Raw genomic sequence first — 12,552 nt, 5'->3', positions numbered from 1 at the left:
ACTGCATCCTTGTTAAAACCTTAGAACTTGAAAAAGCTACAATTGATATTGACCAATCCCTGTTCAAAGCAATGGGATGACATGCAACAGGCCGGTTCCGGTCGTTATTGCGACAGTTGCGAAAAACATATAGTGGACCTCACCGGTAAATCCGATGCGGAGCTGATCAGTTTTTTCACGAAGAAGAAAGACAATGTCTGCGGACGCTTATTGTCAGAACAGCTTTACCGTGAACTGTTGTTGCCACCATCAAAACCAAGCTGGAAGTGGTTATTGCCGCTGGCCGTGGGTACTATCTTGTATACCCCGGCACAGGCAAACGAATTGAGACCAGTGGTAGAACAGGATAGTCAGACTAGCGCACTACGTCCGACTTTTGTAGAGCCAACTGTCAAGCCATCTGTAGCCGCAGATACCATTAGGGGTAGAATACTAGATGAACTCACGGGCGAGCCTTTAAAAGGGGTGAAGGTGGTACAAAAAGGTTTCGGAAATGTGCTTGCGCAGACACATGTCGATGGTAAATTTAACCTGAGCGTAGCAGATGCGGATCATGGGACACTCTTTATCTTTACTTTGCTTGGCTATTCCAAGATAGAAATTCCTTTGAAAGATGGTATGGTCATTAAAATGGCAGAGCAAAAAATTATATTGGGCGGTATATCTTCAGTATTGGTAAACCAGGAACCTATGTATCTTATCTATGCGGGCAAGAAGAGCTGTACAATAAACGCAGAAAAAATGAAGGAAATTCCTCCTGGTTGGATCGAAAAAGTTGATGTGTTGAAAGGTGCTGAGGCAACTGCGCTTTATGGTGCTAAAGCCGCTAATGGAGTAATACTTATAGAGATTAAGAAAGATTATGCGAAGAAGATAGATTTTTCTGAGAAGAAGTAGATTTTCGGTGACAAGCACGTAATGGCATGACCTTTGCCTTTAATTGGATACATTAAATCTATATTATGAGAAAATCAATTCAATTTTTAGGCATGCTTTTAATAGCAACAGTAGTTATGATGTCTTGCAAAAAGGATACAGATCCGGCAGACAAAGATCTTTTTGTAGGAACCTATAAAGGAACAGTTTCATACAAAAAAGACGGTACAACGATTAACAGCTCAGATGGGAAAATTACTGTGAGTAAAATTGATGATAAGTACAGTTTTTACTTTGGTAATAATATACCAGACCTTACCGGAATTAAATTCGAGAAAAAAGACGACAATTCTTATGTAAGTGTTGGATCCGGGTTCACGGGTATCACCATTAATGCCAGTACTTTAAAAATGCTTGTTGTAAAAGACGGAGCGACCTGGACAGCAGATTGTACCAGATAGTTTAGTCAACAGTAATACTAAAATAGCCCGATCATTAAATTGATCGGGCTATTTTTTTGTCTAAGTGTAGATGCTGCGATTGACAGAAGCCTTGATTTTATATAAGCAAACTTGTTCGATGAAGAATAACTGCTAACTTCGTTTTCCATGAACGTCAATAAAGCTCAAATCGAAACCGAGGGGTTTACAACTATCAGCAATGTGTTTACCTCTGAGCAGATCCAACAGTTTTGTGAAATAATAGAACATGCAAATGGCTCTGGCGAAACTTTCAGAAGATCAGCCGATCTCTTTGCAATCCGACAGTTCCTGAAAGAAGTACCGGAAATCGGTCCGTTGATTTTTATAGACGCATTTAAAGATCTAATTGCGCAGCTGTTCGGTAAAGATTACTTTGTTGTCAAATCTATTTATTTTGATAAGCCAGAGCAATCAAACTGGTTTGTTTCTTATCATCAGGACCTCACGATATCAGTAGACCGGCGACTGGAACTAGATGGGTATACGAATTGGACGGTGAGACAAGGGCAGTTTGCTGTGCAGCCTCCTTTAAATATTTTGGAAAGCAGCTTTACAGTCAGGATTCATTTGGACGACACAGATGAAGAGAATGGAGCGTTAAAAGTTGTTCCGGGCTCACACCGCAAGGAGGTTTACCGTGCTGAAGACATTAACTGGGAAAAGGAAATGGAAGTAGTCTGTGCTGTTCCAAAAGGAGGCATAATGATTATGAAGCCGTTGTTACTTCATAGTTCCAGTAGAACAACCAATAACAATCGAAGAAGGGTTATTCATATCGAGTTCTGTAATCAGGAGCTTCTGGGAAATTTGGCTTGGTCGGAAAGAATAAATTCAAAGGAAATCCATTAATTATATATGCCTGTCATTCGATTAGAAACTTTCATTGATGCACCAAAACAAACGGTGTTTGACCTCGCAAGAAGCATCGATCTTCACCAGATCTCTACAGCTCATACCAATGAGAAAGCCGTAGCTGGTAAGAAATCCGGATTGATTGAGTTGAACGAATGGGTAACATGGGAAGCTAGGCACTTCTGGATTGTCCAAAAGCTTACTTCAAAAATTACTGCGATGAATGCTCCTGATTATTTTGTCGATGAAATGGTTTCTGGAGCTTTTAAGAGCTTTAAACATGAACATATTTTTGAAGCACAAGGTGAGGCTACACTAATGATCGACGTATTTAATTATGTTTCGCCACTTGGTCTTTTAGGAAAACTGGCAGACAAAATTTTCTTAAAACAGTATATGAGTGCACTGCTGGTTCAAAGAAATAAAGTAGTAAAGGAGTACGCAGAAAAAAGAGAGCAAAAATAACTCACGAGTCAACGTGTTTTTAAAACGCGGTGATAATGTCGGAGGTGGCATTCTCACACAAATCCATGAACTCTGGATATTTGATATATTTAATTAGCTACAATGCACAGAAGCCTAATCATACTGACAATCTTTCTACTTGGGTGTTCTACTCCTTCGAGATTGTTGACAACAAATCCAATTGCTAACAACAATAAAGACGTATTCATACTTTCAACATTAGTTGGTGATCATTTGAGGCAAACCAATGGTCGAGAGTTTAGCCTTTTTGAGCTACACAAAAATGACTCGTTAAAAAGGATTTCAAATAATTTTGATCTGATTGAGATGAAGGCTAAAGGAGGCTATATTTCAATTTATTTTAAATTTTCAAAGTCAAGAGACGAAAGTGAAATTGAATTATCAGATCAAGAAAAAGAAATGCTTGTTCGGAACAATTGGACTGAGAAGCGATTTGACGAAAACTATGACGGTGAAATTCGGTTCGACTATGGCGAACGTTTTTATCGGATAAAAAGATTAGCTCTGAAAAGAGAATAGCACAACAAATTATAAAGCTGCTCAGACATGAGTAGCTTTATTATACTTCACAAGATAATCCAATAGTGACTAAGGATAAAGTCGTTTTACAGCTTTTTAGTTGTGATAAATACGCCGAATTTTGGATCACCTTGTTTATATTTTGATGGCAAATCCTGACCCTTTACGACCTTAGTCGCTATGAAACTTTCAGTGTTTATAGCAGCAAGTTCACGTTCTAACGATTTTCCTAAAACCTCCTCATTTAGGATATAAATTATCCCTTCCTCACTGCTTTTATTCGATAAAAGACTGGCGTACTCACTGGATCTGGAAGATAAAAAACTTTGATACCTTTTTCTTGCAAAGGCTTTAGTTTCCAGGTAAGCAAGCGGCATTTCACCATTGTATCCAGCTTTTATAATAGCATCTTTGTTTTCAATAACTGTAAAAGAGGCGATATTGTCGATAGGTATCAATTGAATATCACTCCTGGATATTTTTACGCTATCTGCGAAAAATATAGCGTTTTTTTGAGGTGGCCCAATAGGTAAAGGTTTTTGAGCTGCTGTATTGGATTGTGCTTCCGAACTAAGTGCTGCTGCGATCAGTGTGAATGAGAGTATTAATTTTTTGATCATGATGTTTGATTATAAAGCGTTAAATGCAATATATGAAAAAATGAGTTTTATTACTTGCCCATAGCCAAACTATTTTTCATCTTTCCAGTGAAAAAGACTTTAGGCAGCTCTGCGAATTTGTTTCTTGTATCCTCAGCAATCTTCTCAACGATAGATTTATAAAGTATTTCTTTTGCTTTACGATGCGAACAAATTCCAGTAATATTTAGTCTGCCAATAATATTTATTCGTATTTCCAGATGTCTGATAAGACCATTCGATCGATTCTCATAACCAACTCCAAAGAGAGAAGTACTTGCAACAGCACTATAATTAGTTGATTTATATAGCGGAAACCATAATGGGCCTGAATCCAGTTTGTCAATTTTGACTACAATAGGGACAAATTTATTAATCTTTTTGTACAAGGTATCTCTTCCAGATAAGATTACGATAGACAGGTCATTTTTATTGACCATTTGGCTAACCTCATTTTCGGGCTCAGAAGTGTTAATGCCCTTCCAGTTAATAGTTGATGTTAATCTAGTATTAGATTTATAAAAATCGATTTTGATTAATCCTGTTTCCCGAATTGCGATACTAATCAAAAGTATTGCAGCCAATGCAATATAGATAATGCTTTTTGTTTTCATTGAGATTCGTTAATTCAGGTATGAAAGTACAAATAATTATAAATTTTGTTAACTTCATTATAAATTAACGATATGAACTCAACTTTTAACGCACTCCTGTCCACAGTTTTTCTAAGCTTTTTTTTCAAGTGTACGTTTGCTCAGGAAACACAAAAAGTATCCAGAACACAGACCAATCCGAATTACACGATCAACGAAAAGTACAGTGTATTAAAAGCTAACCCGGAAGTAAAACATGGACTTTATTCGGCCAGTATTTCTCGCTATTCAGAACTTGGCGAATACGATCATGACAAAAAAATTGGTGTTTGGGAATGCTTTGACGACGGAAAGTTGGTTCAGAGGTACGATTTTGGTAGCCAGACTTTTTTACTGGGCGCTGAAACTAAGATGATAGTAGAGGTAGAGCAGTTAGACGATCAGGGTAATTTGGTTCGGAAGCTTATCACTAAAGGCGTTTACTTTGGTGGTGACGCAAAGTTGTCAGCCATTATGCTTCGCAGTATGAGGTATCCTGCTGATGCACAACAAAACGATATTCAGGGGACAGTTATTATTGATGCTATCATTAGCAAAGAAGGGAACGTGATTAAGGAAAAAGCTATAACTAATATTGGCTATGGACTGGAACAGGAAGCTTTACGTGTATTTAAGTCTCTGCCATCAGATTGGGTTCCTACTATTGTTGATGGTAAGGCCGTGGATGTAAAAGTCAAAATGAAAATGTCGTTTAGATTATCGCACCTGCCTGCGCCTAAAGGATAGATTGCTAGATAATTCAGTTTGAATCTTTATCTTTAGTTATGAAAACATTAAAACTAATCCTACTTATTGCCTTGCTGCCGATTGCAGTTCTAGCGCAAACTGACCCTACAACACTCACAAAAGTAGGAGATAAACTGCCTGATTTTTCTTTTGAAATTGAGAAAGGTAAAACGGTAAATATCGCCGATTACAAAGGCAAGCTGGTATTAATTAACTTTTTCGCCACTTGGTGCGGCCCCTGCAATGCTGAGTTGCCCCTGGTACAGGAAAAGATCTGGAATAAATATAAAAACAATCCTAAGTTTGCGTTCCTGGTATTCGGCCGCGAGGAGGGCTGGGATATCCTTGATCCTTTCAAACTGAAAAAAGGATTCACCTTCCCAATGCTTCCGGATTTGAAACGCGACATCTTCAAGTTATTTGCTACACAGTCCATTCCCCGTAATGTTATTGCCGACGAAAATGGTAAGATCATTTATCAGTCGATCGGATTCAACGAAAAGGAATTTGATGAAATGGTTAAGTTTATAGAAGAGAGAATGAGTAAACTCGCTAAATAAGGATGGCCATCGCTATAGGGTTAGTCGGCTTTCTTATTGTTAAATTTTAAAGTCTTACAAGCTTTAATCAACAGTTCTTCATTAGCCGTTGTCAGATTTCGGCCACTAAGCTGAAATCTGACTCTACCTATGTTTGAGTAACCGATGCTGTCAATGTAAACTCCGGTAGTTCCCTTCCCTGAAATCATAGGCCTCACTATCTTAGCTTTCTTATTGTCAATAGTCAGATACTCATAAAGTTGGTCTTTATCATTCAGACGATTGGAATAGGCTCCTAGATCAAATCCAGCAGCTTCCTGATCATTAATTTTAATTCTTCCTACGTAGCTATCAATTCCATTCACCTTAACTTGCTGCCAATGTTTGGGAACTTTAATTGTAAATTGTCCAAAGTCGAGTAATTGAGTTGCTTTTGGAGAACAAGAAGCCAGAAGCAATGCGAAAATGCAAAAGAAGTGTGTTGTTTTTAATCTTATAAATAACTTCATGTTTTTAGAGCGTTAATTATCACGTTATAAATCTAATGTTTTTTAGAGAAACGTAAGATTTAAACGGAATTGTTATTTATCTTATTTTTGATCTTCATATAAACTAAAACTCTTGAAATTCATTATACGCAACCGGTCTATACTATTATACGGAGCATCGCTGGCTGTGTTGTTATTGATCATGAAATGGCTCGAATGGCGCCTCGTCGTACTTGATCATGCTTTCGAATTGTATGCAGGTGCAATTGCCCTGATGTTTATGGCACTGGGTATCTGGCTGTCAAGGAAACTAACTCAACCCAAAACAAATACAATAATTGTAGAGAAGGAGGTGGTTGTTGAAGCCGGAGATTTCATATTGAATGAGGCGGAGCTTTCCCGCCTGGGGCTGACCAGTAGGGAAATGGAAGTACTGCAGTCCATAGCAGACGGACTGAGTAATCAGCAAATTGCCGAACGCTTGTTTTTATCGTTGAACACTATTAAAACACACTCGTCAAAACTCTTTGAAAAATTGGAAGTACAACGCCGTACTCAGGCTGTTGAAAAAGCCAGGAAGTTAAAAATCATACCTTAGTCTCAATCACCTTTTATTATAAACCCTATTTTTTATTAAATTCATACTAAAGTATGAGGCAAAAAATAAGTGTAAAGCACAACTTTGAAGCCTAAACTTAATTCAAATCAACATGAAGAGAAATGTACTCGTTTACGGACTGATATCGGGTGTCTGCGTGGCTACCTTTATGGCTGCCTCTATTGAGTATTGTTACAATAAGGACTCGTTTGAAGGCAGCATGCTCCTTGGCTATGCAGCCATGTTGCTGTCTTTTTCTCTCATATTTGTAGGAGTAAAAAACTACAGGGATAAATATAATGGTGGAGTAATCAGCTTTGGCAAGGCTTTTTTGATGTCCTTATATATGGCACTCATTGCTTCGACCCTGTATGTTCTTGGTTGGATGATCGCTTACTATAATTTCTTCCCCGATTTCATAGATAAACTAGCAGCCTACCAGTTGAGTCCCGCTAAAACAAGCCAAATGAGCGCTGAGCAGGTAACTGCCGTTCGCCAACAAATAGACATGTTTAGAGAGTGGTACAGTAGTTGGATTGGGGTAGCAGGAGCCACCTATATGGAAATATTGCCGGTTGGATTATTGGTGGCTATCGTAACGGCTTTGGTGTTAAAGCGGAAAATGCCGAAGTTAGAATAGTCGTCTCCAGAAATATCCATAGCGTTAAAACCGAATTATATCCGAAAGCATATAGCTTCATTAAATTCTTTAAGATCGGGTTTAGATTTTAGTAGATTGCATTAAATTCATCATGCTATGAAATGCTTCGCCATAATCGCTCTTGTGTTATCAACCGCATATTCTTCCTTTGCGTTAGATGCACCATCAATGGAAACCAAGCTTCTAAATCAGTTTCGCGAAATAGGGAAGTGGTATGAGTTTCAACGTACGCATCCTAAAGTAGAATATGGAGATTCGCTGGTTAAAGCAAATCAGCTTTTTCAGAGCATGCTTGCAAAATATGGAAACGACCCTGGTACATTGGGTTTTGATTTCAAGGCCTTAAAGAAATCAGGAGTGTCCATTGTAAGTTCAGATGATGGATTGTTCAGGATCTATTCCTGGGATACTTTACTCGGTGGAACTATGCATATCTACTACAATGTTTATCAATACAAGATTCGTGGCAAGGTTTGGACTAAAGCCATCGTCACTGAGAACTTTGATGCAGGTAAACTCTATTCAAAAATCTACACACTCTACAATGATGGAAAGTTATATTATCTGGGGATAGGGAACTCGGTATTTTCAACAAAAGACAGCCGCCAAGGCATTAGTGTTTTCAGAATAAACGATGTTGGTCTTGATGACCAAGTAAAATTGATTAAGACAAAAAGCGGACTGACTAATAAGCTAAGTCTGGATTACGACTTTTTCTCGGTCGTCGACAGGCCCGAACGACCAGTTAGTCTGATTACTTACAACAAAGACTCAAAGATGATAAAGTTAGCTTTAGTTGATGAAAAGCATAGGGTGACTAATAAATTTATCACGTACAAGTTTACTGGGAAGTATTTTGAAAGGTTGTAACGTTGTTGGCTGCTTTCGGATCAGAACGTTTTCCTGATAAGCGGTGATGTGATATATTCGATCATCTTTGTGAACTCTTGTTTTATAGCCGTCTATTAGAATATCTCGAACATGACGTCCAGTATCGGTAATCTAAGCAGGTATGCTATAAATAATATAGGTGCTACCAGAATGTAAGACTTCGCATAAGACAGCGTGCTAGTTTTTATGTTGATTGTACAAGTAATATAGTGAATATCCGAATAATTCTGTTTAGCCTATATTGCGATATTAGGATGATAAAACAATCTACTGGAGTATAGCAAAGACGCTGGAAAGTTATTGCTAAATACTAAAATAATCTCCAGTGACATTATCTCTCGCAAATTCAGAGTCCATTGGCTCATCAAGCAAATGAATGAAGCTGTCATCAATGTTTAATATCGTTCCTAACGATATATACTGAAGATTAACGGGGTCATCTACGTAGTCCTGACTTTCGTGGTCACTCATCAAAGTCCAACCTGAATAATTTTCATAGTCACCATCTTCTTTAAATAGCCTTCCAACCTTATAACCGTCCTTTATAATATGGTTAGAAACAAAACATCTTTTATTATATTTCTCAATCATTTCTCCAAGTGGATCTTCGATGTCTAATTCATCAAGCGTATCGTAGTCGATAATGTTTTCTTTTCCAAAAGTGATTGTATCCCCTAATTTTAAGTCTTGTATATACAGTGGCTCATTATCTAATACACCGGTATAAATTCCATTGTTTTCTGCCGAGTCTATAGTGACCCACATTCGTTCTGCACTCGGAGCTTCCGGATCAACGGAATCGAAAGAAAATATCAGTTTGACAATAGACGCCCCTGGTATCAGGTGATCAATGATATGATCAGACGGTTTATAAAAAGTATATGGGGCTTCCTTTCTAATTTCGTTAGCATCCTCTAATTTCCAGCTAGGCATTGGTAATGTTTTTTAGGTAAACAGTTATGAGAGTCATTAATCAATAGTTTCCCAATCTAAATAGCTACTCCAATATTCTTTTCCAGGTTTAATACGCAGAATCAATCTTTTTTTTGGTTTTTCCATCACTTTTGTTTTCTCGTTGAATATCATGAGGTTTTCATTATCATAATAGATAATTCCCTTTGCTATACAATCGTCGTCGACATATAAATCTTCCTGTCTTTCACTTACGAATCCATGTTCATAACGAAATAATAAGGTATCTCCAAGTTTATAAGACTCATATCGCTCTTTCTTTTGTTTCAAAGCAACACTATCTGCATTTTTACGGAATTCCCGACTTGACAATAATAATAAAAATGCCAGGCAGTGATTTGATAATGTCCAATTCATATTTGATAGAGAGCACATTAATCCAATATATAAAGTTATTCATTTTAAGGAATTAATCGTTATTCCAAGACAGATGAACTGTTTCGGAATTGTTATTTATCTTATTTTTGATCTTCATATAAACTAAAACTCTTGAAAGTCATGATACGTAACCGGTCTGTATTTCCAAATACTGCACAAACCTATACCTCTGCTATTTGAAACAGTACTCTTGCTATTTTATGGTTTTAGTTTCGCTATTATTGTGACAAGTTTGGTGAGAAATCAAACTTGTCAATATGAAAAAGATCCTCTTCACATTTCTCTGCCTCATAATAACATTATCCACTGCAAATGCGCAAAAAGGTATCAATTATTCCAGTAATTATGCTACTGGAGGGAAAATGCTCATGTCTATAGACAGTTCGGCAAGAAACGTTTTTTACGCCAATATATTTCCAAATCAGCCGCATACAGCCTTCAATTTCTTACCCGAAATTAACAATATAAGCGTTGCAATTTATTTTAGAAAGAAGGATAATCCAGAGCACTATCGGTATACTATTTTGGAGGATGACACGCCAATAATCGTAAATAAACCGATAGACGTAGCAAAGTTGAAAAATGTCGACAGGGGTGAGGATGAAATACTCCGCTCTACCGATTTCGGTGTCTTTACTGTAAAAAACAAAATCATTACCATAATTACCTACGACATTCAAAAACCTCAGGATGTTTACAAAACCATCTTTTACGGAAAGCCTATTCCGATGGCGAAAATCAAATTCTTTTCTAAACTTACCGGAGAAAAAGGAAATTATAGTTACACTAACATCACCGATCTCAGGGGAATTACGAAGCTTACTTTTGCCAAACGTGACCTCACCCTAACCCTGATAAAAGATGCATCAGATATTGATTATCTCTATTCCATGTCGATAAAAGACAAGCAAACTAATAAAGTTGTCTTCGAAACCAAAACCTGGAACTACGGTGGCTATATTGATGAATCGCGCCGATCTTCACCTAACATAGAAATAGACAAAAGCGTCTTTAAAAAATCGGGAGATTATGAAATCATCATCGAGCCATCAATAAGATGGGACAATTGCAGGAATTGCGACCTCACAGCAAAAGACGTAGAAAAGTACATCACCAGACATACCCTTTCTGTAACTGTAGATGAAGAAAACTATACCAAAAAAGAACTTGTGATCTATACACTGATCGTCGCGCTACTGATAGGACTCATCTTTTTAATCATCCTTTACTTCAACAAAAAAAGAAATAAAAAAAAACTGGTAGAGCATGAGCAGCAAAAGAACATTGCAAAGCTCCAGTTAAACTCTATCCGCTCTCAACTTAACCCTCATTTTCTCTTTAACGCGCTCTCCGGCATTCAAAACCTCATGAATAAAAATGAGGTGGAGAATGCCAATCAATACCTGTCTAAATTTGCCAGATTGACCCGCAACGTACTTAATAGTAAGGAACTGATCAGTCTGTCACAGGAGAAAACCTTATTGGATGATTACCTGCAAATGGAGCAGCTGCGGTTCGGTTTCCAATACGAAATCAATCATTCCGAAGACCTAAATTTAGATATTGTAGAAATACCCAGCATGCTGCTACAGCCCTTTGTAGAGAATGCAGTGAAGCACGGCATAGCAAAAAAAACTACCAATGGAAAAGTGACGATCACGATGGCAAAGCAAGAAAATGATTTGGTGTTGACTGTCGCCGATAATGGGAATGGATTTGATATACAGAAAGCGGGCAAGGGTTTTGGGCTCCCGTTAAGTCACAATAGAATAGCGCTGCTAAATAGTATTTATAGAAAAAATCGCTTTACTTTGGCCATACAATCCAGTACTGCAGGCACTAAAATAAGCTTAACATTAACAGACTGGGTTTAATACCATGAAGGCAATTTTAATAGACGACGAAATTTCCAACTTAGAAAACCTGCGGATCTTGCTGGAAAAGCACTGTCCGCAGGTAACGATAGTGGCTACGGCTGGAACTGTAAATGATGCGGTTGATGCTATTGAGCGATATTTACCTGATCTGGTGTTTCTGGATATTCAAATGGGCGATGAAACAGGTTTTGATGTACTCAGGCAATTATCAACGCGTAATTTCGAAGTTATATTTGTGACCGCTTACGACCACTATGGCATACAGGCTGTAAAATTTGCCGCCTTAGATTATCTTTTGAAGCCTATCGATATCCAGGAATTAAAGGAGGCGGTAAATAAAGCCGAACAGAAACTTGCCACACCAATACCTACTTCACAGCTTGATTTTTTACTGCAACAACTCAAAAAGCCTGAAACGAATGGTACCAAAATAGCCTTGCAGATGCAGAGCGAAATCAGGTACGTGACTTTGTCAGAAATTATCCGTTGCGAAGCAGACAATACCTATACCCGTTTTTACCTTTCAAACGACGAAAGGATACTGGTTTCTAAATCACTTAAAGAATATGCTGATTTATTGACGCCTAACGGCTTTTTAAGAACGCACCAAACTCATCTGGTCAATCCAAAATATGTGAAAAGCTGGTTGAGAGAAGACGGTGGCATTCTACTCCTGATGTCCGGAGAAAAGATACCCATTTCTAAAGCCAATAAGGATACTGTGAGAGAAGCTTTGGGGCAGGGCACTTATTCATCACTTTCCAATAGAACAAGCCCCCAATAGTGTATGTAATTACATCAACTGGATCACTGGTATATCTCTCCATCCAAAATGGAATCACCATTTCGAATATGACGCTAAATGCAACAACAATAAAAACAACTTGCCAAAGCATTAGTATAAAATCCGATTGTT

The 12,552-nt window shown here is 37.8% G+C and carries 17 protein-coding genes; 12 read left to right on the top strand and 5 right to left on the bottom strand.

What is annotated here, in order from left to right; all coding sequences use genetic code 11:
• Positions 1 to 27 precede the first annotated feature (27 nt).
• The 5 genes from R2Q78_RS03475 (at position 28) to R2Q78_RS03455 (ending at position 3,215) form a co-directional block, all read left to right on the top strand.
• Positions 28 to 897, top strand: coding sequence for a hypothetical protein (locus R2Q78_RS03475; RefSeq protein WP_316788908.1), 870 nt, complete (start codon positions 28 to 30; stop codon positions 895 to 897).
• A gap of 65 nt (positions 898 to 962) precedes the next feature.
• The gene (locus tag R2Q78_RS03470; protein WP_316788906.1) at positions 963 to 1,337 is read left to right on the top strand and encodes a hypothetical protein; all 375 of its coding nucleotides are present in this window, start codon (positions 963 to 965) and stop codon (positions 1,335 to 1,337) included.
• Positions 1,338 to 1,484: 147 nt separating this feature from the next.
• Positions 1,485 to 2,207: a phytanoyl-CoA dioxygenase family protein gene (locus tag R2Q78_RS03465; protein ID WP_316788904.1), complete on the top strand. Its 723-nt coding sequence runs from the start codon at positions 1,485 to 1,487 to the stop codon at positions 2,205 to 2,207.
• 6 nt (positions 2,208 to 2,213) lie between these two features.
• A complete protein-coding gene (locus R2Q78_RS03460) occupies positions 2,214 to 2,675 on the top strand; it encodes an SRPBCC family protein (protein ID WP_316788903.1) in 462 nt (153 codons plus the stop codon).
• Between the two features lie 162 nt (positions 2,676 to 2,837).
• The gene (locus R2Q78_RS03455; RefSeq protein ID WP_316788902.1) at positions 2,838 to 3,215 is read left to right on the top strand and encodes a hypothetical protein; all 378 of its coding nucleotides are present in this window, start codon (positions 2,838 to 2,840) and stop codon (positions 3,213 to 3,215) included.
• 86 nt (positions 3,216 to 3,301) lie between these two features.
• On the opposite strand, the gene R2Q78_RS03450 is transcribed toward R2Q78_RS03455, so the two are convergent.
• Positions 3,302 to 3,835 (bottom strand): hypothetical protein, encoded by a 534-nt coding sequence (locus tag R2Q78_RS03450; RefSeq protein WP_316788900.1) that lies wholly within the window; start codon positions 3,833 to 3,835, stop codon positions 3,302 to 3,304.
• Between the two features lie 50 nt (positions 3,836 to 3,885).
• Positions 3,886 to 4,467, bottom strand: a complete 582-nt coding sequence (locus R2Q78_RS03445; RefSeq protein WP_316788898.1) for a hypothetical protein — start codon at positions 4,465 to 4,467, stop codon at positions 3,886 to 3,888.
• A 72-nt stretch (positions 4,468 to 4,539) separates the two neighbouring features.
• Between R2Q78_RS03445 and R2Q78_RS03440 the strand changes: the two genes are divergently transcribed.
• Entirely contained in the window at positions 4,540 to 5,232 is a 693-nt protein-coding gene (locus R2Q78_RS03440; RefSeq protein WP_316788896.1) for an energy transducer TonB, read from the top strand.
• 38 nt (positions 5,233 to 5,270) lie between these two features.
• Entirely contained in the window at positions 5,271 to 5,792 is a 522-nt protein-coding gene (locus R2Q78_RS03435; protein ID WP_316788894.1) for a TlpA disulfide reductase family protein, read from the top strand.
• Positions 5,793 to 5,812: 20 nt separating this feature from the next.
• Here R2Q78_RS03435 and R2Q78_RS03430 read toward each other — a convergent pair whose 3' ends face one another.
• Positions 5,813 to 6,280, bottom strand: coding sequence for a hypothetical protein (locus R2Q78_RS03430; RefSeq protein WP_316788893.1), 468 nt, complete (start codon positions 6,278 to 6,280; stop codon positions 5,813 to 5,815).
• A 112-nt stretch (positions 6,281 to 6,392) separates the two neighbouring features.
• Between R2Q78_RS03430 and R2Q78_RS03425 the strand changes: the two genes are divergently transcribed.
• The 3 genes from R2Q78_RS03425 (at position 6,393) to R2Q78_RS03415 (ending at position 8,388) form a co-directional block, all read left to right on the top strand.
• Positions 6,393 to 6,857, top strand: coding sequence for a response regulator transcription factor (locus R2Q78_RS03425; protein WP_316788891.1), 465 nt, complete (start codon positions 6,393 to 6,395; stop codon positions 6,855 to 6,857).
• Positions 6,858 to 6,969: 112 nt separating this feature from the next.
• Positions 6,970 to 7,497 (top strand): DUF4199 domain-containing protein, encoded by a 528-nt coding sequence (locus R2Q78_RS03420; RefSeq protein WP_316788889.1) that lies wholly within the window; start codon positions 6,970 to 6,972, stop codon positions 7,495 to 7,497.
• Between the two features lie 189 nt (positions 7,498 to 7,686).
• Positions 7,687 to 8,388, top strand: a complete 702-nt coding sequence (locus R2Q78_RS03415) for a hypothetical protein (RefSeq protein ID WP_316788888.1) — start codon at positions 7,687 to 7,689, stop codon at positions 8,386 to 8,388.
• Between the two features lie 324 nt (positions 8,389 to 8,712).
• On the opposite strand, the gene R2Q78_RS03410 is transcribed toward R2Q78_RS03415, so the two are convergent.
• Together R2Q78_RS03410 and R2Q78_RS03405 are read right to left on the bottom strand one after the other, a co-directional pair.
• Entirely contained in the window at positions 8,713 to 9,342 is a 630-nt protein-coding gene (locus R2Q78_RS03410) for a DUF2185 domain-containing protein (protein ID WP_316788886.1), read from the bottom strand.
• 36 nt (positions 9,343 to 9,378) lie between these two features.
• Complete coding sequence (locus R2Q78_RS03405; protein ID WP_316788884.1) at positions 9,379 to 9,738, bottom strand: hypothetical protein; 360 nt, start codon at positions 9,736 to 9,738, stop codon at positions 9,379 to 9,381.
• Positions 9,739 to 10,016: 278 nt separating this feature from the next.
• Here R2Q78_RS03405 and R2Q78_RS03400 point away from each other — a divergent pair, with 278 nt between their 5' ends.
• Together R2Q78_RS03400 and R2Q78_RS03395 are read left to right on the top strand one after the other, a co-directional pair.
• Positions 10,017 to 11,633, top strand: a complete 1,617-nt coding sequence (locus R2Q78_RS03400) for a sensor histidine kinase (RefSeq protein WP_316788882.1) — start codon at positions 10,017 to 10,019, stop codon at positions 11,631 to 11,633.
• A gap of 4 nt (positions 11,634 to 11,637) precedes the next feature.
• Entirely contained in the window at positions 11,638 to 12,420 is a 783-nt protein-coding gene (locus tag R2Q78_RS03395; protein WP_316788881.1) for a LytTR family DNA-binding domain-containing protein, read from the top strand.
• Positions 12,421 to 12,552 lie beyond the last annotated feature (132 nt).

This window comes from Pedobacter frigoris (assembly GCF_032678645.1).
In the GTDB taxonomy this organism is placed as follows: domain Bacteria; phylum Bacteroidota; class Bacteroidia; order Sphingobacteriales; family Sphingobacteriaceae; genus Pedobacter; species Pedobacter frigoris_A.
Note: the sequence above shows the minus strand (reverse complement) of the source record. Positions and strands in the feature narration are given on the sequence as shown.